This is a genomic window from Neogemmobacter tilapiae (assembly GCF_014652215.1).
GTDB lineage: Bacteria > Pseudomonadota > Alphaproteobacteria > Rhodobacterales > Rhodobacteraceae > Neogemmobacter > Neogemmobacter tilapiae.
Genome location: NZ_BMYJ01000002.1, coordinates 380,769 through 401,339, shown reverse-complemented (window position 1 = coordinate 401,339; position 20,571 = coordinate 380,769). Strand labels below are relative to the sequence as shown.

General features: G+C 61.3%; 15 protein-coding genes and 1 pseudogene. 9 read left to right on the top strand and 7 right to left on the bottom strand.

Features of this window, described 5'->3' with window-relative positions; all coding sequences use genetic code 11:
• From IE095_RS05040 to IE095_RS05030, 3 genes and pseudogenes are all read left to right on the top strand, one after another.
• A pseudogene (locus IE095_RS05040) lies at positions 1-1,257 on the top strand (hypothetical protein); the annotation flags it as partial.
• A gap of 272 nt (positions 1,258-1,529) precedes the next feature.
• Positions 1,530-3,116 carry a phosphate ABC transporter substrate-binding/OmpA family protein gene (locus IE095_RS05035; protein WP_189410518.1) on the top strand — a complete coding sequence of 529 codons (1,587 nt, stop codon included), beginning with the start codon at positions 1,530-1,532 and terminating at the stop codon, positions 3,114-3,116.
• A 137-nt stretch (positions 3,117-3,253) separates the two neighbouring features.
• Complete coding sequence (locus IE095_RS05030) at positions 3,254-4,177, top strand: type IV pili methyl-accepting chemotaxis transducer N-terminal domain-containing protein (RefSeq protein WP_189410517.1); 924 nt, start codon at positions 3,254-3,256, stop codon at positions 4,175-4,177.
• 49 nt (positions 4,178-4,226) lie between these two features.
• Here IE095_RS05030 and IE095_RS05025 read toward each other — a convergent pair whose 3' ends face one another.
• From IE095_RS05025 to IE095_RS05010, 4 genes are read right to left on the bottom strand one after another with little or no spacing between them, the layout of a single operon-like run.
• The gene (locus tag IE095_RS05025; protein ID WP_189410516.1) at positions 4,227-4,952 is read right to left on the bottom strand and encodes a proteasome-type protease; all 726 of its coding nucleotides are present in this window, start codon (positions 4,950-4,952) and stop codon (positions 4,227-4,229) included.
• 30 nt (positions 4,953-4,982) lie between these two features.
• A complete protein-coding gene (locus IE095_RS05020) occupies positions 4,983-5,786 on the bottom strand; it encodes a transglutaminase family protein (RefSeq protein WP_189410515.1) in 804 nt (267 codons plus the stop codon).
• Positions 5,786-6,736 (bottom strand): alpha-E domain-containing protein, encoded by a 951-nt coding sequence (locus IE095_RS05015; RefSeq protein WP_189410514.1) that lies wholly within the window; start codon positions 6,734-6,736, stop codon positions 5,786-5,788. Before IE095_RS05015 ends, IE095_RS05020 begins: the two co-directional genes overlap by 1 nt.
• A gap of 4 nt (positions 6,737-6,740) precedes the next feature.
• A complete protein-coding gene (locus IE095_RS05010) occupies positions 6,741-8,132 on the bottom strand; it encodes a circularly permuted type 2 ATP-grasp protein (RefSeq protein ID WP_189410546.1) in 1,392 nt (463 codons plus the stop codon).
• A 210-nt stretch (positions 8,133-8,342) separates the two neighbouring features.
• On the opposite strand from IE095_RS05010, the gene IE095_RS05005 reads away from it, so the two are divergent.
• From IE095_RS05005 to IE095_RS04995, 3 genes are read left to right on the top strand one after another with little or no spacing between them, the layout of a single operon-like run.
• Complete coding sequence (locus tag IE095_RS05005; RefSeq protein ID WP_229804515.1) at positions 8,343-9,677, top strand: Nramp family divalent metal transporter; 1,335 nt, start codon at positions 8,343-8,345, stop codon at positions 9,675-9,677.
• Positions 9,678-9,719: 42 nt separating this feature from the next.
• Positions 9,720-10,790 carry a ligase-associated DNA damage response exonuclease gene (locus IE095_RS05000; protein WP_189410512.1) on the top strand — a complete coding sequence of 357 codons (1,071 nt, stop codon included), beginning with the start codon at positions 9,720-9,722 and terminating at the stop codon, positions 10,788-10,790.
• Positions 10,787-12,376, top strand: coding sequence for an ATP-dependent DNA ligase (locus tag IE095_RS04995; protein WP_189410511.1), 1,590 nt, complete (start codon positions 10,787-10,789; stop codon positions 12,374-12,376). Before IE095_RS05000 ends, IE095_RS04995 begins: the two co-directional genes overlap by 4 nt.
• Here IE095_RS04995 and IE095_RS04990 read toward each other — a convergent pair.
• The gene (locus tag IE095_RS04990; RefSeq protein ID WP_189410510.1) at positions 12,373-14,502 is read right to left on the bottom strand and encodes a calcium-binding protein; all 2,130 of its coding nucleotides are present in this window, start codon (positions 14,500-14,502) and stop codon (positions 12,373-12,375) included. The genes IE095_RS04995 and IE095_RS04990 overlap by 4 nt on opposite strands.
• Positions 14,503-14,668: 166 nt before the next feature.
• Here IE095_RS04990 and IE095_RS04985 point away from each other — a divergent pair, with 166 nt between their 5' ends.
• The 3 genes from IE095_RS04985 to IE095_RS04975 all read left to right on the top strand — a co-directional run bounded on the left by IE095_RS04985 (position 14,669) and on the right by IE095_RS04975 (position 18,493).
• Positions 14,669-16,486, top strand: coding sequence for a M3 family oligoendopeptidase (locus IE095_RS04985; protein WP_189410509.1), 1,818 nt, complete (start codon positions 14,669-14,671; stop codon positions 16,484-16,486).
• A gap of 154 nt (positions 16,487-16,640) precedes the next feature.
• Positions 16,641-17,489 (top strand): hypothetical protein, encoded by an 849-nt coding sequence (locus tag IE095_RS04980; protein WP_189410508.1) that lies wholly within the window; start codon positions 16,641-16,643, stop codon positions 17,487-17,489.
• A 101-nt stretch (positions 17,490-17,590) separates the two neighbouring features.
• Positions 17,591-18,493: a hypothetical protein gene (locus IE095_RS04975; RefSeq protein ID WP_189410507.1), complete on the top strand. Its 903-nt coding sequence runs from the start codon at positions 17,591-17,593 to the stop codon at positions 18,491-18,493.
• On the opposite strand, the gene IE095_RS04970 is transcribed toward IE095_RS04975, so the two are convergent.
• Both IE095_RS04970 and IE095_RS18270 read right to left on the bottom strand, forming a co-directional pair.
• On the bottom strand, positions 18,490-19,476 hold the full coding sequence (locus tag IE095_RS04970) for a Gfo/Idh/MocA family protein (RefSeq protein WP_189410506.1): 987 nt from the start codon (positions 19,474-19,476) through the stop codon (positions 18,490-18,492). The two genes, IE095_RS04975 and IE095_RS04970, sit on opposite strands and share 4 nt — an antisense overlap.
• A 36-nt stretch (positions 19,477-19,512) precedes the next feature.
• A complete protein-coding gene (locus IE095_RS18270; RefSeq protein ID WP_229804513.1) occupies positions 19,513-20,520 on the bottom strand; it encodes a hypothetical protein in 1,008 nt (335 codons plus the stop codon).
• Between the last annotated feature and the right edge of the window lie 51 nt (positions 20,521-20,571).

Sequence of the window (20,571 nt, the reverse complement as noted above, 5' to 3'; positions counted from 1 at the left end):
GCCGGGGTGATGTTCATGGGCGGCAGCGAAGAAACGCCAGCCCCTGCCGAGGCGGCCACCGAAACGGCGGCGGCCCAAGAACCCGCGGCCGAAGTGGCTGCGGCGGAAACCGTCGAAACCGAGGCCTCCGCTCCCGAGGAACCGGCTGCCGAGCCGCAAGTGACCGAAACAGCAGAGGCCGACGCAGAAACCGCGGTGCCGACCGCCATCGAAGATCAGGCCGCAGCCGCCGAAACCACCGCAGAGACCGCGCCGGAGGCCACAGCCGCCGAGCCGACCGAAACCGAAGCGACGACCCAAGCTGCCGCTGAACCAGAAGCGCCCGCCATTTCGGAGGAGCCCGCTCCGACGACCAGCAGCGAGCCTGTCGAAGTCGCCGCTGCGCCTGAAGCGGTCGGTGATGTTGTCGCCCCAAGCGAGGCCGAGGCTGCGCCGACCGCGGCCGATGCATCGGCGCTGCCCGCTCCGACCGAAGCTGAAACGGCCTTGGCCGAACCCGAACCTGCACCCGAGCCTGAACCCGTGGCAGTGGCCGCCGCGCCTCAACTCACGGGTGACGAGGCCGAAGCCGCCGAAGCCGCCGCGAATGTGCGGGCGGCGGATGATCTTGATGATCTGTTGCTGGGCGGCCAAGCCACCGCCGGTGCCGGAGCGGCAACGACCGAGGCTATTGATCTGTCGTCCTCGCCCGTGCTGACGGCACGAATGCCCTATCTGCCCTTCAAGGTGGATCCTGCCAACCCAACCACCGTTGCCAGCGTCGATGAAGGCGCCCCGGAATGGCTGGTGCCCGGCGCGACGATCGCCAATCTGAACGGCGCTCCCATCGCCTCCATCACCGACATTGCGGCCCAACTGCGCGCCAGTGGCGCCTTGGACGGGGCTGAAACAGTCGATCTGACACTGGGCGTCCAAGCGCCCGACGGCGGTTCCGCAACCGATCAGACCCTGACAGTGAATGTCGTGACCGAAGTTGCGTTGCTGAATGGACTTCGCTTTGCCGAAATCCCAGTCGGTGGTGATGCGGTCCGGACGGTCGTTGTCGCCGCTCCGCCAGCCACAACCGACGATCTGATGAAAATTGGTGATGAAATTGTCGCCTACGTGCCCTCAAACGAGCGAATCGGTAGCGATGCCCGGATGGGCGAGTTGATCACGCGGCAATTGCAGACCGGAACGACGCGCTTTCCCTTCGTTGTCCGCCGGGACGGAGAGAACGTTTTGACAGCATTCAACTATGGATTGCTTGGAGACTGATCCGAATCGCGCAAAGCGACAGAAAGCTGAAACTGCGAACCCTCTGTTTTGCCTGACATTTTCCGCCGCCTCCGCAATCGGGGGCGGCGGAATGCAATTGTGAATCCAAAGTTAACAATTGCCTTGAAAATGGTCCAGAATACCGCCTTCGTGACACAATGCTGGCTTATTCGCCCGGCAACCAGAGAAGGCGAGAGTGAAGAATGCTTTGGCCTCCGGCATGCGCCCCCAGCGCCATGTCGGTTGCGTCCCTAAAAAGTGGAGGGGGTAACGTGAACTACGCACCTAGTCCTAGACTGAAGAAGGCCGCCTTTGGCCTGACCGTCGCGATGACCGCCTTGATGGCCGGTGGCGCATGGGCGGAAAAAGTGACCTTGAAATCTTCGGACGGCACCGTGAACCTTGAAGGCGATCTGGTGAGCTTTTCCGATGACAACTACATCATCCGGACCGATCTGGGCGATCTTCGGATCGCTGCAAACCGGGTGTTCTGCGAAGGCCCTGGTTGTCCAGCGGTCGAAACCGCTGCCTATGACGTCAAGCTGGCCGGCTCCGACACGATCGGTGAGGGCCTGATGCCCCTGATGATGGGCGGCTTTGGCACCTATTTGAATGCCGAGGCGCGGATCGAAAACACCGCCAACCAAGGCGAATTCACCGCGACCTTCGTCGGTGAAGAAGGCTTTGGCGACACGCTTGGGACCTATCTGGTCTCGGCCACCCGTTCGGGCGACGCCTTCGCCGGGCTTCTGGATGGCACGTCGCAGATCGGGATGTCGGCTCGCCGGATCACCCCGGATGAAGCCCGCGCCCTGAAAGCTGCGGGCGCTGGCAACATGATCGATCCGAACCAGGAACGCATTCTGGCCATCGACAGCCTTGTCGTCATCGTCAACAACGAAAACGATGTGTCGGAACTTTCCGCTTCGGACCTGGCCAAGATCTATTCGGGCGAGGCCAAGAACTGGTCGGAATTCGGCGGTCTTGATCTGCCGATTTCCATCGTCACCCGTGCTGAAGATTCCGGCACCTTCGCCCTTTTCATGGACGGTCTGTTCGGTGGCCAAGCGCCTGCCGTTCCGGAAGGCGCCGTTTCTGTGGCCGATAACGATGCGGCTGCGGCCTATGTCAACGACAACCCGGGGGCCATCGCCTATGTCGGCTATGCGTTCCAACGGGGCCAAAAGCCGCTGACCATCATCAGCGAATGCGGCATCCCGACGACGCCTGATCCGTTCTCGGTGAAAACCGAAGAATATGCGCTGTATCGCCGCCTTTATCTTTATAACCGCGGCGATCTGTCGAACGAATTGGCCAAACAATTCCTCGACTTCACCACTTCGGAAGAGTCCAGCAACGTGATCAAGCAGGCCGGGTTCATCGATCTCGGCATCGAACTGCGCGACAACAGCATCGACAATGATCGGGCCCAGCAACTGCTGTTCACCGGCGGATCGAAGTTTGAAGCAGAAGTGGCTAAAGAATTCATCGAATTGATGAAAGCTGCGGATCGGCTGTCAACAACCTTCCGCTTCCGCACAGGTTCGTCGCAACTCGACCCCCGCGGTCAGCTCGACCTGGCGCGTCTGGTGGATTATGTGGCCGCGATGCCGCAAGGGGCGACTGTCACCTTCGTCGGCTTCTCGGACGATGTGGGCGAATTCGAACCGAACCGGGGCCTGTCCAAAAACAGGGCTGAATCGATCGCCGATGCGCTGAAAGGGGCTGGTGGTGACAAGGTCGCTCATGTGACGATCAATGCAACGGGCTTTGGCGAAATCGCCCCGGCTGCCTGCAACACGGGTGACCTTGGCCGGTCGATCAACCGGCGCGTGGAAACCTGGATCACCTTGCCGTAAGGGGTGTGCAGATGATCATGTCCTTTGAAAACAACCACAGCCGGGACCGGTCTGCCACTTGCTCTTCGCCCAAGCGCAACAGCGCCTCAGCAAGTGCAAGGCTCTCCCCCCGTGCGGATCATGTAAAGGTGAACCCGATGAACCGCTCTGATCTGAACCCAGCCCCGAACAGGGCACGCGTCTGGATCGCCTCGCTTTTGCTGTCGGTCAGCGCCCTTGGCCTGCCCGCAACCCCCGCCCTCGCTCAGGGCGTCGTGCAAAGCACGGGTGCGGCCGAACGGATCGACATCACCGAACGTGTGCGGGCCCTGAGCCAGCGCATCGGGGTGGCGGCGTGCCATGTGCAGGCCGGCAGCGATGTCGAGAACTTCAAGAAAGTGGCAACCGATGCCATCGCCGAATTCGACCGGCTCATGTTGGGTCTGGCCGAAGGCAATCCCGAACTTGGCCTGCCGGCCAAGGAAGAGGAGCGCAAGGTGCTGGCCGGGATCCGTGGCGTGGACCTGCAATGGCAGACCTTCGCCGGTCAGGCCAAGACCCTGCTGGATGGCAGCGCCCCCGCCGATGGCTGGGATTATGTCGCCCGGCAGAACCTGAACCTCATGCACTCGACCAAATATCTGGTGCAAGAGATCATCAACGCCTATGCCAACCCGCCGGAACTGCTTCAATCGCACGCTCTGACGCTGGACATCGTGGGTCGTCAGCGGTCGCTGGCCCTGCAAATGGCGAAAGAGGCCTGTGGTCTGGCGAATGGCAACAAGGTGGTGGGCAACAGCTTCCGCTTTGCGAAAACCGTGCGCCTGTTCGAGGCGTCGCTGAACGCCTTGGCGAACGGCTTCCCCGCCGCCGGGGTCATCACCCCGCCGACGCCGGAAATCGCGGCCAAGATGGCCGAGATCCAGGCCGATTGGGCTGCGGTCAAGCCGGATGTCGAAGCGGCGGTGACGGGTGTCGATCCGGCAGCCTCGGTCGAGCTATACAAAAAGCTGGATGCGATCACGACGAAGTTCGATGAAGTCACGCTGATGTATGTGACGGCCAGCAAGTCGGGCATCTGACCTCTGGTCCCGGAAACAAAAAGGGCGGCCCTTGGGCCGCCCTTTTTCGTTACAGCGTGATCCGCGTGAACCCGTCCCGCAGGGCTAGACTCCAGGCCTCGCTCATCGCGCGGAAACTTTCGTCCCCCGCCTCGATCCGCCGCTTGCTGTCCACCTTGCAGGCATCGCGTTCGATGACCAGCAAATCAAGGGGCATCCCCACGGACAGGTTCGACCGCAGCGTCGAATCCATCGACAGAAGCACCGCCTTTTGCGCATCGGCAAGGCTCGTCGTCCGCTTGACCACACGGTCCAGAATAGGCTTGCCGTATTTGTGTTCGCCAATCTGCAAAAAGGGTGTGTCCTCGGTCGCTTCGATAAAGTTCCCTTCCGGATAGATCAGGAACATCCGCATCTCGCCGCCCTTGCGCTGCCCCGCCACGATCATGCTGGCGCTGGCCAACTGGTTCATCGCCGACAGCTTTTCTTCGACCTCGGACCGCACCTTGGCCAGCATCGCGCCGACGATATCGGCCACCTTCAGCATGGTCGGGGCCAGCAGGATCGAGGTTTCGGGCGTGGACTCGGGGTCTTCCATCGCCTCGCGCAGGCGGGCGATGGTGGTCTGCGTGACCGACAGACTGCCCGCTGTCATGATCGCAATGATCCGCTCGCCCGGCTCTTCAAAGATGAACATCTTGCGATAGGTCGAAATGTTGTCCAACCCCGCATTGGTGCGGGTGTCAGACAAGAGAACCATACCCTCGTTCAAAAGAAGGCCCACGCAGTAAGTCATCGGAAACTGTCCCCGGTCTTTTGTGACAGCCTATTGCTGCGCTGCCAGAACCGCAACGGTCACATCCATCGCTTCTTCGGCAATTCCCCGCGAAATGCCCCGGATCGGGGCCGCATTCTGCGCATCCAGCCCAGAACCCAACCGGATATAGCGGTCATCCGGACAGCAGCGGTTTGCCGGATCAAACCCCACCCAGCCATAGCCCTGCACATGCAGTTCCGCCCAAGCATGCGCCGCCTCATGCGCCTGCCCTTCCGCATCGGCAAACAGATAGCCCGAGACATAGCGCGCCGGAATCCCCCGCGCCCGCGCCATGGCGATCAGCGCATGGGCATGGTCCTGACAGACCCCCTGCCCCTGCGCCAAAGCCTCGGCCGCCGTGGTATGCGCATGGGTCGTGCCCGGCGCATAGGCGATGGCGCCCGCCACCGCCTCGGCCATGCGGTGCGCCACGGCCAAAGGCTCGCCCTCGCCCACCTGTGCCAGTTCGGTCAGCGCCACATCGGCCTCGGTCGGCGCGGTGCTGCGCAAATAGCTTTGCGGGGGCGTTGTTTCCTTGTGCCCCTTCAAGACCCCCACCAGATCGGTGGTTTCCACCCGTCCCGTCACCGTCACCAGAATTTCCGACACCGGCCCCCGGATCGACCAGGATTCGATCCTGTCCCCCGCCCCATCGCGAAAGCTGCCGCCCTTTTGCCCGTCGCTGACCGTCACTTGCCAGTCGATCACCTTTTGCCCGGCAAAGACCGAAGGTGTCAGCCGATGGCTTTGCACCACGCCGCGCACCGGTCGGTCGTAAACATAGCGGGTTACATGGTTCACCTGCAAAAGCATCAGCGCACATCCCCCGTCAGATAGGCATCCCGGATCGCCAAGCCCAAAGCCGCCGCATCGCCAATGAACCGCGTCAGAAATTCATGCAGCCCCTCGTCAAAGATATCCTCGACCGTCGCGCCTTCGATCCCCGCCAGCAGCGCCGCCGCCTGTTCCTGCGCCGCCAGACGCGGGCCATAGGCCGCGGCCAGCCGATCCAGATGGTTCACAAGGCCCCTTGCACAGGTGATCAGCGAACGCGGGCATTGCGGGTTCAAGATCAGGAAATGCGCGATCTTGGCCGCCGTGATGTCGCCGCCATAGGCCCAATGAAACGCCCGATGCGCCGACATTGCCCGCAACAGGGTGCCCCATTGATAATTGTCCAAGCCTGAACCAACGAATTCGACCCTTGGCAGCAGGACATAGTATTTCACATCCATCAGCCGCGCCGTGGCATCCGCCCGTTCCAGATAATAGCCGATGTTCAGAAAGTTATAGCCGTCATTGCGCAACAGCGTCGCGTCAATCGCCCCCCGCACCTGCGCCGAATTGCGCATCGTCCAGTCGGTCAGCAGGCTTAGGTCCAGCTCGCTGCGCGGTTTCCGCTCCAGCGCCCGCAATTCCTGAAAGGCCGTGTTCAGCGCATCCCAGACTTGGCTCGTCAAAGCCGTCCGCACGATCCGCCCATTCTCCCGCGCCCGCGTCACGCAGGATGATACGGAGGAGGCATTTTCCGGGTCAAAGAACAGGAAACTTTCAATGTTCCGCTGCCCCGGCTCGCTGTATTTATGCGCAAACAGATCGCGCGCGCCCAAGGCTTGCAGCAGGCTGTCCCATTCGCTGCGATAGCCATGGGCCGAGGGGATCAGGCTGATCCGGCTGCCCACCTCTAACAGACGCGCGGCGGTTTCGGCGCGTTCCATGTAACGTGCAATCCAGAACAGGTTGTCGGCGGTGCGGCTTAACATCTGATCACTCCGCCAAGACCCAAGTGTCTTTCACGCCCCCGCCCTGCGAGGAATTCACCACCAGCGACCCATCGGTCAGCGCCACCCGCGTCAGCCCGCCGGGCACAAGGTCGATGCTTTCGCCGCACAGGCAATAGGGCCGCAGATCGACATGGCGCGGCGCGATGCCTTCTTCCACAAAGGTTGGCGTTGTGGACAGTGCCAGCGTGGGCTGCGCAATGTAATTGCTGGGGTCCGCCTTGATCTTGTCGCGGAACAATTCGATCTGCGCCTGCGTCGATTTCGGGCCCACGAGCATCCCATAACCGCCCGAGCCATGCACCTCCTTCACCACCAGATCGCCCAGATTTTCCAGCACATATTGGCAATCATCCGCCTTGCCGCATTGCCATGTCGGCACGTTTTGCAGGATCGGTTCTTCGCCCAGATAGAACCGCACCATTTCCGGCACAAAGGTATAAACCGCCTTGTCATCCGCCACACCCGCGCCGGGGGCCGAACAGATGGAAACCCCGCCCGAACGATAGACATCCATCAGACCGGGAATGCCCAGCATACTGTCAGGGCGGAAACACAGCGGGTCGATATAGGCATCATCCATCCGCCGATAAATCACATCCACCCGGCGCGGGCCTTCGGTGGTGCGCATCCAGACGAATTCGCCCTCGACAAACAGATCCTGCCCCTCGACCAGTTCGATCCCCATCAGATCGGCCAGAAAGCTGTGTTCGTAATAGGCCGAATTGAAATGCCCCGGCGTCAGGATCACCACCGTTGGCTCGCCCTTGCATTTCGCGGGGGCCACGCTGGCCAAGGTCCGCCGCAGTCGGGCGGGATAGCTGTCCACCGGCTGAATCCGATTTTCGCGGAACAGGTCGGGGAACATCCGCATCATGATTTCCCGGTTTTCCAGCATATAGGACACGCCCGATGGCGTTCGGCAATTGTCCTCCAGCACAAAGAAATCCTCGGGGCCCGTCCGCACGATGTCGATGCCCACGATATGGCTATAGACCCCCTTGGGAGGCACGATCCCCACCACGGCCTGCTCATAGGCCTCGTTCTGATAGACCAACCGCGCCGGAATACGCCCGGCCCGCACGATCTCACCACGGCCGTAAACATCCAGCAGAAAGGCGTTCAGCGCCCGCGCCCTTTGCTTGATCCCCCGTTCCAGCTTTGACCATTCCTGCCCGGTGAACACCCGTGGGAACATGTCAAAGGGGATCAGCCGATCCGGATCGCCGCCTTCGCCATAGACCGCAAAGGTGATGCCGATCCGCCGGAACAAGGCCTCTGCCTCGGCCTGTTTCATCTGCCGCAGGGGGGCGGGCATGCTTTCCGTCCAGTTGGCCAGCCTTGCATAGGGCGGACGGGTTTTGCCGTCCTGGAACATCTCGTTGAAATAGGTCACCGGGCACCCCCTTTGACCCAAGGTTAAGCGCCGCTTGCCATGCCGCGAAAGGGGCTTTGCACGATTTTCGCCCAATGCGCGGCATATGCCCAATATTTGGGCATATGCCGCGTGCTTTCCGCCCCATCACCGGGCTTGACAAGCACGCCACCCGCGTCATTTATGCAATTGCAAATCATTCGCAGGTTCTTGATGTCCACTCCCACCCAAGGCTGGCGCCGCCAGAACGACCGCCCCTCGTTGTCCGAGGTGTTCCGCTCCATCGCCGTCACCACTGGCACCACCCCCTTCCGCCGCTTCTTTGCCTTTGTCGGGCCGGGCTATCTGGTGGCTGTCGGCTATATGGATCCCGGCAACTGGGCCACGTCCCTCTCGGGCGGGGCGATGTTTGGCTATGCGCTGCTGACGGTCGCCCTGCTGTCGAACATCATGGCCATCCTGCTGCAATCGCTTTGCGCCCGCCTTGCCATCGCCTCGGGCCGCGACCTAGCCCAAGCCTGCCGCGATGCCTATCCGGCCTGGGTGGCCTGGCCTTTGTGGATCTTTGCGGAACTGGCGATCATTGCGACCGACTTGGCCGAGGTGATCGGCACCGCCATCGGTCTGAACCTGCTGTTCGGCATCCCCTTGGAAATCGGCATTTTCATCACCGCAGGCGATGTCTTCCTGATCCTCTGGCTGCAAAACAAAGGTTTCCGCAAGATCGAGGCGCTGATCATCGCCCTGTTGATGGTGATTGCCGTTTGCTTCGTGCTGCAAATCGCCATGGCTGACCCCGATTGGGGCGCGGTGATCAAGGGCTTTGCCCCGACCACCGAAATTGTGACCAACCCGGCCATGCTTTATCTGGCCTTGGGCATCATCGGGGCCACGGTCATGCCACATAACCTTTATCTGCATTCCGGCATCGTTCAGACCCGCGCCTATGGCGACACGACGGGCGAAAAGCGCCACGCACTGCGGATGGCCACATGGGATTCGACCATTGCCCTGATGTTCGCCCTGACGATCAACGCCTCGATCCTGATCCTGGCCGCCGCGACCTTCCAAGCGAATGGCGAACATGAAGTGGTCGAAATTGACCGCGCCCATGCCCTGCTGACCCCCCTTCTGGGTTCGTCGCTGGCCCCTATCCTGTTCGGCATCTCGCTGCTGGCCTGCGGCTTGAACGCAACGGTGACGGCCACCATGGCGGGGCAGATCGTTATGGAGGGTTTCGTAGCCCTGCGCATCCCGCCTTGGGCGCGGCGGTTGGTCACGCGGATGCTGGCGATTGCCCCGGCCATGGCGGTGATCCTGATCTGGGGATCGAAAGAGACCGGCCAATTGCTGATCTTGTCGCAGGTTGTCCTGTCCTTCCAACTGCCCTTTGCCATCGTGCCCTTGGTCATGTTCACTGCCAGCCGCGCCAAGATGGGCGATCTGGTCGCCCCCCGCTGGCTGACCGCCGCCTGTGCGGTGATTGCCGTCGTCATCATCGCGCTGAACGTGAACCTGCTTTACACGGTGGCGATGGAAGGCCTCTGACGCAGCCCTTCCCAAAGCCGCGCGCCGTGCTAGCTTTGCCGCATGGCGCGCGACAACCTTCTGACCTTCACCGACAAAGGCATCTTCTGCCCCGAAGGCGGTTTTTACATCGACCCCTGGCGTCCGGTGGACCGCGCCCTGATCACCCATGGCCATTCCGACCACGCCCGCCCCGGACACAACCGCTACCTATCCACCGACAAAGCCGCCCCCGTGATCCGCGCCCGTCTGGGTGACATCACCATCGACACCATCCCCTATGGCGAAACGCGGGCGATTGGCGGCGTCAACGTCACCTTCCACCCCGCAGGCCATGTGCCGGGATCGGCGCAGATTGCCGTGGAACGGGGCGGCGAGGTCTGGGTCGTATCAGGGGATTACAAGGTGGAAAATGACGGGCTTTCCGAAGCGTTCGCCCCCGTCCCCTGCCATACCTTTATCAGCGAATGCACCTTCGGCCTGCCGCTGTTCCGCTGGCAGCCGCAGGCGGCAATCACCGCCGACATCACCGACTGGTGGGCCAAGAACCGCGCCGAGGGTCGCATCTCCATCATCTCCGCCTATTCCCTCGGCAAAGCCCAGCGCCTGATGGCGATGCTGGGGCATCAAGGCCCGATCCTCACCCATGGGGCCGTCACCCACATGACCGACATCCTTCGTGATCAGGGCTACAACCTGCCCCCCACCATCCACGTCACCCCCGACATCACCCACAAAACCCACCCCGGCGCGCTGGTCGTTGCCCCCGGTTCCGCCCTTGGCACCCCTTGGGCCAAACGCTTTGGCGATGCCGCCGAGGCCACCGCCTCGGGTTGGATGGCCCTGCGCGGCATCCGCCGCAGGCGGGGGGCGACCACGGGCTTTGCCCTGTCCGACCATGCCGATTGGCCCGGCCTGAACCAAGCCATCCGCGCTACAGGCGCTGAACGCGTCTTTGTCACCCATGGCTACACCGCCCCCTTCCGCCGCTGGCTTTCGGAACAGGGCTATGACGCGGGCATCATCGAAACCGCCTATCATGGCGACGATGCCCAAGACCCTGATTTCATGTTGCCAGAAATACCTCCAGGGGGTGCGGGGGGCGGGCAGCCCCCCGTTGCGACAGAGACATGAAGCGTTTCGCTGAACTTTTCGCGGCCCTCGACACCACCACCTCCACCGCCGCCCGCACCAAGGCGCTGGCCGAATACTTCCGCACAGCCCCCGAAGCCGACCGTGTCTGGACCGTGGCCCTGCTGTCCGGTCGCCGCCCCAAGCGCGTCGTCAACGCCACAGAACTGCGCAACTGGGCGGCTGAGGCGGCGGGTCTGCCGCTTTGGTTGTTCGAGGAATCTTACAATGTCGCAGGCGATCTGGCCGAAACCATCGCCCTTCTCCTCCCCCCCGCCACCACCGACGCCGATCCTACGCTTGACCAAGCCCTCCGCCAGCTCATCCAACTCGCAGGCCAGCCCGAACCCATCCGCAAACAAGCCACCCTCGCCGCTTGGGCCCAGCTTCAGGGCGATGCCCGTCTCCTCTACACCAAACTCATCACCGGCGGCTTTCGCATGGGCGTGGCGCAAGGCCTCATGACTCGTGCTTTGGCGCAAGCGACGGGCGTCGAGGAAACCACCCTCGCCCACCGTCTGATGGGCGATTGGAAACCCGAAACGACAGGCTTTCATGCCCTGATCGAAGGCGACGGCCAACAGGGGGCCCGCCCCTACCCCTTTGCGCTCGCCTCGCCTTTGGAAGCCGAACCCGAAACCCTTGGCCCCGTCACCGACTGGCTTGCTGAATGGAAATGGGACGGCATCCGCGGCCAGATCATCGCCCGTCCCGGCGCTTTCGCGGTCTGGAGCCGAGGGGAAGACCTGATCACCGACCGCTTCCCCGAATTCGCCGCCTTGGCCGATTTCCTGCCCCCCGGCACGGTGATTGACGGCGAAATCCTCGCTTGGGACGGCGTGGCCCCCCTGCCCTTTGCCGCCCTGCAAACCCGGATTACCCGCAAGACGGTTTCCAAGGCCCAAATGGCCAAGGCCCCCGCCCATATCCTCGCCTATGACCTGCTGGAAGACGCCGGTGAAGACATCCGCCAACAGCCCCTTGCCCATCGCCGCGCGCGTCTGGCCACCATCCTTGCACAAATTCCCCCCAGCTTGCCCCTGTCCCTATCCCCCCAGATCACCGCGCAAGACTGGCCAGAACTGACCGCCGAGCGCGCCAAAGCCCGCGACAAACAGGCCGAAGGCCTGATGCTGAAACGCCTTTCCTCCCCCTATCATCAGGGCCGCAAGCGCGGCGATTGGTGGAAATGGAAGCTGGATCCCTATGCCGTCGATGCCGTCATGCTCTATGCCCAAGCGGGCCACGGTCGCCGCGCCAATCTTTACACCGATTACACCTTTGCCGTCCGCGACGGGAACGATCTGGTGCCTTTCACCAAGGCCTATTCCGGCCTGACCGATGCCGAATTCAACCAGATTACCGCTTGGGTGAACCGCAACACTTTGGAACGCTTTGGCCCGGTTCGGCGGGTCAAGCCGGAACTGGTGTTCGAGATCGGGTTCGAAGGCATCCAAGCCAGCCCGCGTCACAAATCGGGCCTCGCGCTGCGCTTTCCCCGAATGTTGCGTTGGCGGCAGGACAAGGCGCTCGATCAAATCGACACTTTGGAAAGCCTGCGCGCCTTGTTGGCCGGGACCAAGCCCTAAAGCCGCAGATAGTCATATTCGGGCTTGAGGCTGTAGATCACGAAATCAGCCGCTGTCAGAAGCGGCTTGTTGTCCAGAATGGCCACCAGAATGGCCGCATCGCCGCCCGCGCCATCGGCATCATGGAACAGACGGCCTGTGCTGCGGTCATAAAGAATGCGGTCGCTGGCATCCTTGGCCGTAGTGCCCAGAACGAAGGCCCCCGCCGCCAGCATTTGATGTTTCTGCGCCCAAACCAGATTTGCATAGCCATCGGCATAGAAATGAATCGTGTCATCTTTCGCGTTGAAATCCGTGATGTGATCCACGCCCTCGGCAGACCAAAGCAGGCCGTCCTGCAAAACCGGCAGCGGGGCATTGATGCTGGTCAGACCTGCGGCGATGACAAAGGTGTCTGCCCCCCCGCCGCCTGTCATGGTGTCCAGACCTTCGGCCCCTTCCAGCCTGTCCTGGCCGCCCCCGCCGTTCAGCCGGTCATCACCGCCCTGCCCCACAAAGGTATCCGCCCCGCCCGCGCCTGTCAGGTTGTCGGCCCGGTCAGAGCCGATGACATCCAGCCGTTCAAAGCCACGGATTTCCAGCGTCGCAATCGACACCTGCGAAACACCGCCGGAAACCAGCGTCAGATCAATGGCATGATCCCAATCCAGCCGCAGTTCCAACAGGTCATTGCCCGCACCGCCGTCCAATGTGTCCAGCCGATAGTTGCCCTCCCAGACGGGGATTCCGTCATAGAGAAAGCAGGTGATCCGATCATCGCCTGCGCCGCCCTGAACCAGATCGGCCCCACCTTCGCCGTCCAGACTGTCATTCCCTGCACCGCCAGCCAGCGTATCGTCGCCCCTTGCGCCGGTGATGGTATCGGCCAACTGGCCCCCTGTCAGACGATCCGCCTGCCAACTGCCCCCCAGTCTGACCTTTTCGATGCCCGTCGCGACGAAGCCGTCAAAAGAGGTGACGACCGTGCCATTGGCCTTCAGTTCAAAATTCAGGGCCGGGCCGCCTTCGAAGGCGCCGTAGTTGTAAAAGTTCAACGTATCGATGCCCGCGCCGCCATAGATCGTATCCCGGCCATCGGTCAGAAGGCTGAATTCTTCAAGGCCGGTGCGCCGACCGATCCAGTGAAACTGGTCATTGCCCCCACCGCCAAACAGCAGATCATCCCCGTTGGCCCCGCTGATCGTATCGGCATAGGCCCCACCGCGCACCGTATCGTTCAGAGGGCCCGTCATCGAATTGCTGCCGTAAAAGCTTAACTTCTCGAACCCTTTGGCCTGAAGGCCGGGCAGATTGACCGGCTTTGAGATATCGACCGATACCGCTGTCGACCCGTTAAAACCAAAAGGATAATTGCGATAAGGTTCGCCCGAGTCCAGCCGCAGTTCCAGCGTATCCACGCCCTTGCCGCCTTGGAGGACATTGCCCGCGATGCTGGAGAGAACCTTGATGGCCAGCCGATCATCGCCTGCGCCCAGATCAACCTTGTTCCGCCCCAGTTCCACCCAGACATCGTCGCGACCCGCGCCGGTGCGGATGTCGGTGTTGAAAAACAGCGTCTGTTCACTTTCGGGCGTGCCGATGACCACGCGGTCGGCCAGCGCGCCGCCGCGAATGGTCCAAAGGTTCACCGGGGGCGCTGCACTGTCGAACTGGCGCCAGATTTCCACGTCCAGCCGCTCAAACCCGGACAGGATGGCCCCCGGCAGCGTGTTGCCGCTGGCTGCACCGACTGAAATTCTGATCTGCGCGATGGGGGTCGTCATTTCAGAAACCGTCAGTTCCAACTTTAGCAGATCAATCCCCGCGCCTCCGTCAAGCCGGGTCAGGACGGGGGCATTGAGGTCATCGGGCCTTAGATAGATAAGCCCGGCGTAAACCTCGTCATTGCCGGCACCGCCGTAAACGTGCATCCCGTCCCGCGGGTCGGTAGCGGTCCGCCCGCCGAAAAGAAAACCGGCCGAGATATCGTCGTCGCCCTTGCCGCCATAAAAACGGTCATAGGTCGGCATCAAGTCGGACGGAATGTTCGTGCTGGCCAGCGTATCATTCCCTGCCCCGCCATAGATCAAATCTCCGTTCTCGCCGCCCTTCAAAATGTCAGCGGCCCCGGTTCCCAACAGCTTCATTGCGTCCCCCACCCCTTACTATAACGTTTGCATAAAGATTCCCGGCGGGTTGAGTCAACGGATTTGGCGAGGACGGGATCGGGGGATCCGGTGCCGAAAACTTGGTCCATGCCTTGCGCTTTTGCCCCCCCCGCGCCTAGATGCTGTCGATACATAGGAGAGCGCGATGCAACAGATGGTCTGGGATGCCAACGCAAACGGGGCGGGAAACTTCGGCGACCTGCCGGAATGGGATCTGAACGATCTGTACACCGGGCCGGAATCGAACCAGTTCAAACATGACATGGGCTGGCTGGAAAAAGCCTGCACCGATTTCGCCGCGCAATACGAAGGCAAACTGGCGGGCCTTTCCGCCGCCGCACTGCTGACCTGCGTGCAGGATTATGAACAGATCGACATCACAGCCGGGCGGATCATGTCTTATGCGGGCCTGCGCTATTACCAGAACACGATGGACAGCGACCGCGCCAAGTTCATGGCTGATGCGCAGGACCGTGTGACCCAATTCACCACGCCGCTCGTCTTCTATAGCCTCGAATTCAACCGGCTGGACGATACCCACCTTTCGGGTCTTCTGGCCGCCAACCCAGACCTTGCCCGCTACAAGCCCGTCTTTGACCGCATGCGCGCCATGCGCCCGCACCAGTTGTCGGACGAGATGGAAAAATTCTTGCACGACCAATCCGTCGTGGGCGCCGCCGCTTGGAACCGCCTGTTCGATGAAACCATGGCAGGCCTGATGTTCGACGTGGCGGGGGAAGCGGAACCGCTGAACCTTGAATCGACCCTGAACCTTTTGACCGACGCCGACCGCAGCAAACGCGAGGCCGCGGCACGCGCCTTGGCCGTGGTCTTTGACAAACATGTCAAACTGTTCGCACGCGTCCACAACACGCTCGCCAAGGAAAAGGAAATCGAGGATCGCTGGCGCAAGATGCCCACGCCCCAGACCGGGCGGCATCTGTCGAACCATGTGGAGCCCGAAGTGGTGGAGGCGCTGCGCAATGCGGTGGCTGCCGCCTATCCGAAACTGTCGCACCGCTATTACCGGCTGAAGGCGAAATGGATGGGGCTGGACCGTTTGCAGGTCTGGGACCGCAACGCCCCCCTGCCCACGGAAACGCCCCGTGTGATCGACTGGGCCGAGGCGCGGGAAACGGTGTTGTCGGCCTATGGCGCGTTTTCGCCCGCCTTGGCCGATCTGGCGAAACCTTTCTTTGACAAGGGCTGGATCGACGCCGGGGTGAAACCGGGCAAAGCGCCGGGGGCCTTTGCCCATCCGACCGTCACCACCGTTCACCCCTATGTCATGCTGAACTATTTGGGCAAACCGCGTGACGTGATGACCCTGGCGCATGAGCTGGGCCATGGCGTCCATCAGGTTTTGGCGGCGGGTCAGGGGGAATTGCTGTCCTCCACCCCCTTGACGCTGGCCGAAACCGCCTCCGTCTTCGGCGAAATGCTGACCTTCCGCCGCCTGCTGGATGGCGCGAAAACCCCCGCCGAACGCAAGACCCTGCTGGCAGGCAAGGTCGAGGATATGATCAACACCGTCGTTCGGCAGATCGCCTTCTATGATTTCGAATGCAAACTCCACGCCGCGCGGGCCGAAGGGGAACTCACCCCAGACGACATCAACGCGCTGTGGATGTCGGTTCAGGCGGAATCCTTAGGCGATGCCTTTGACTTCATGGACGGCTACGAAACCTTTTGGGCCTATATCCCCCATTTCGTCCATTCCCCCTTCTACGTCTATGCCTATGCCTTTGGCGACGGTCTGGTGAATGCGCTTTATGCGGCCTATGCCAGCGGCCTGCCGGGGTTCGAGGACAAGTATTTCGACCTGCTGAAAGCGGGCGGGTCAAAGCACCACAAGGAACTGTTGGCCCCCTTTGGTCTGGACGCCAGCGACCCGAAATTCTGGGACAAGGGCCTGTCGATGATCGCGGGCTTTATCGACGAGCTGGAGGCGATGGAGGGCTAACCCCCCAAAGCCCAAAGCAAAATGGCCCCCGCACCACGGGGGCCATTTATTTTTCACGAACACTTGATCGCACCCCCAGCTTGCATAAATCACGCGTCCCGGCGGTTGCGTGGTCTTGCCACGGATCAGCCCGGCCTGACAAAAAGGCTGGACGATGCCCCTGTTTATCCAATCCCTCCCCCTCTCCCTCAGCACCTTCTGGCGCTATCTCATCCTGCTGCCGTTTTTGGCACTGGCGACGGTCCTCATCCTGTTTGCCACGGCCTTCGTGCCCCTTGTCGGCTTTCTTTTGCCTGGTATGGCCAGCGCCTTTGTCACCCTCATCGGCCTGCGCTGCGCCCTTGCCGCCAAAGGCTATGCCAACACGCCTGACTTGGGCAAACTCGTCGGCGGCAGCCTTCTGTTCAGCCTCTTGAACATCTTTGTCAGCCTGCTTGTCACCGCCCTTTTCGTCGCCAGTCAAATGGCGCTTACCCTTGCAGGGCTTGAAACGGGCGCGGGTGTGGCCATGGCCAGCTTGATCCTTCCGATGGTGCTTTTGACGGCCTATTCCTGCGCCATGGCCGTGCCCATGACCGCCACCGCCGTCGCCGCAACCGACAAGGCCCAAAAGCCCGACCCCTTCTGGGGTTTCGGCGCGGGCCTGTTCAGCATCGCCGTGCCCGTTGTCCTTGGCGTCATTCTCACCTTACCCACGGGCCTTGCCACCGAAATCTGGCTGTTCGGCATGGCGCTCTATTCGGCACTTGTCACCGCCCTCTCGTCGGTTGAAAATCCCGAGCCTTGGGGGATTCAGATCGCTTGGGGTGCGGTGATCCTCAGCACGCTGATCCTGACTTGGTTCTCCAGCTGGTTTTTTGCCACTGCGGTTCTCGCATGGGAGAAAACGAAATCCCAACGCGAGGAACGCCGCAAGGCCCCCGCCATCGAGCGCGTCAGCTCCGACAGCCTCCGCGCCCTGCGCGAGGCGCGCGAACGGGGTCAGCGCGGCCCGATGGGTTGAAAAGCGCAAGGGCCCGAAGGCCAATCCCTTCGGGCCGCCACAATCTTTGCACCCTGCCCTGCTAGGTCCAAGGCCAAGATCACCCCACCCAAGGCCTTCCCATGTTCCTGTTTTTCCAATCCATCCCCTTTTCCCTCGCCGTCTTCTGGCGTTTTCTCATCGTCTTTCCGTTCATCCTCGTCCCCGCCTTTGTGATCATTGCAGGCACCGCCCTGATTTTTCCGCCGGTCGCCCTGTTGCTCACCGCCGTTGTCTATAATTTCTGGGTTCTTGTCGGCATCCGCGCGGGGCTTGGTGCCCAAGGCTATGGCAATGGTCCTGATTTCTTTGCCCTTGTCCGCTGGGCCTTTGTCTTCACCCTGTTCCAGACAGCCTATACCATCTTCCTTGGCGCGCTGGTCTGGGCGCTTGTCACCGGCGCATCCATGCTGGGCTACAGTGAACTCGCCCCCCTGCTCTCGCCGCATGCCTTGCAAGATTGGTGGGGTCTTTTGACCGGCGCCCCCCTGCTCGCCGGTTCGGCGGCGGCTTTCTGGCTGATCAGCACGGCCCTTTGGTCTATGTCGCTGGTGCCGCAGGCCGCGGCCGCTTGGTCTTCTACCACCAAGGCTCCGCCCACCAATCTGTTCAGCGGCTTTGGCGCAGGTTTCTTTGGCCTGTTCCTCGTGACTACGGCCAGCACAGCCCTGATCCTGTGGACCCGCGCCACCGATCATATGTTGATGTTCTTTGCCCGGCTGATCAAATGGGCCATCGACGAATACACCGGTTTGCTCGAACTGCCGCCCACCGTTGGGGAACTGCTGCCCGGCCTGTTGGGCATGTTGCTCTGGGTCTGGGCCTCTTGCTGGGTCTTTGGTGCGGCGGCCTTGGCCTTTATCCACCACAGGCGCCGCGTCGAACGCGCCGCCCTTTCACGCGGGAAAGAGATTGCTCCACCCACCGACGACATCCGCAACTTGCGGCAGGCCCGCGAGCGGGCCCAGCAGGGTCTGGCCGACTAGACGGGCTTGGCCACCGCAAAAATCTGATCCACCATCGCCTGCGTCCCCTTGGAAAATTCCAGCGGGCAGGGATAGGCAACACCCTCGCGCACCGAACGCCCGAAGTTTTCCACCTGCAACTTGTAGTGTCTTGCCATCGGGAACCGTTCATAGGTCGACACAAAGCCCATCCGGTGCAATTCAAGCACCGGCTCGGCAAAGACCTCGGCGTTGAACGGTGCGGTCAGCCGGATCATCCCCGTATCGCCCTGAAACACTGCCTCTTGTCGTGGGAACAATCGCATCGAGGTCATGCCCCGATACGTGAAATCGCCCTGAGGCGCGGTCATCTTGCCCGACACCTCGGCGAAAACATCCACCCCGTTTTCATAAGCGATCCGCGCCTCCAGTGCCACAGGCTCCGCCCCCAGCACAAACCGCGCCGAGCCATAGGCATAAACCCCAATATCCGGGATTGACCCACCCCCGGTCTCGGGCCGGTTGCGGATATTCGCCCCATCCGCCCGGTTGTCATAGGTAAAGGCCACTTCCACGTGGTTTACTTTGCCAATGGCCCCCTCGGTCAGCAACTGCTTGGCCCGGATCCATTGCGGATGATGCACGATCATAAAGGCCTCAGCCGCCAGCAGGCCCGTCGCGTCCCGCTTGGCGATCACCGCGTCAAATTCCGCCGCGTTCATCGCCAGCGGCTTTTCGCACAGCACATGCTTGCCCGCGTCCAGCGCCTTCATCACCCATTCCACATGCAGATGGTTAGGCAAGGGAATGTAAACCGCATCCACTCCCGGATCGGCCAAAAGCGCCTCATAGCTGGAATGCACCTTCAGACTGGGACAGAAATCTTGAAACCCCACCGCTTTGGCCGGGTTCGACGTCGCCAATGCCACCAACTCTGCCCCAACCGCCGCATGAATCGCCGGTGCCATATGCCGCAGCGCAAAGTTCGACGCCCCCAGAACGCCCCAACGCAATACTTTTCCCATCCTTTAAACTCCCCTCGCTGTCCGGCGGCCCACGGCCTAGCCTGACTTGTTATTCGCTGCCGCTTCATCCGCTGCATTGCGAGCCTTGATCATTTCACCGATCATGGGCCCAACGAAAATCTGCATCAATTCACTTGTATCACTTGGCAACTTGGTATCGGCCAGCGCCGCCTCCGGCCCCGGCAGCGGTTCATGGAAAAGCCGATCCCGCCCGAAATAACGTTCTGCCACCTTTTGGTTCGATTCGGCAAAGCCCTCCATGTAGGCTGACCTTTGCGCATGATCCATATAATAGGACGAAACTTTTTCCAAATGTATCGCCCGATCAACCCGACCGCAGGCGCGTTCAATAAAACCGCGAAACTGTGCTTTGGCTGTGTTCAAAGGCAAATGCCGCACAAATTCTGTCATCAGCGGTGTCATGCTGGCATTGCGCTGCGACGGCATGACAAAGCCTTCATCCGCCCCAATGCCCACCAGACTCATGAACTCTTGCACCGGCCCCTCACCCATCGCCGCTCGCTCAAAGATCGCCAAGTGAATATGATCTGGCGCAACAAAATTTTCCAACTTTCGGATCACCTGATCATAATCCATCCAGAAAAAATCTTCCCGCAGGTCAAAAAATTCAGCAAAGGTCAGGTGGCAATACTTCTTAAAAAACTGCCATTTGACATTCTGCATATACCAGCTTTCCAGCCAAAGATCTTGCCGCCGCATGAACAGCACAAAATGCAGATCAAATTGCTCTTTCAGCTTGGCGAAAACCTCCAAATCCTGCACAAAACAAATGTCCTCATCGCTCAGGATCACTTTGGAAATCTTGCGCTGCGCCGCCACTTGCTCCATCAGCTTTTTTTCCAACATATCCATCTTGCCGCGCTTGGTCGCCAAGTTGATCTGCGCCTGATGCCTGCGGACGTCGAACGGATATAGCACCCCCTGCTTTGCCAAGGCCGCACGGTTTTCATACAGAAAGCTCTGGATCGACGTAGTCGCCGTCCGATGCGTGCCCATATGAATATAGAGTTTTGGCTTGGCCACGTCGCGCTGCCCTTTTGGTTGGTCTAAGCCCCCGCCAAATACGGGGTTCGC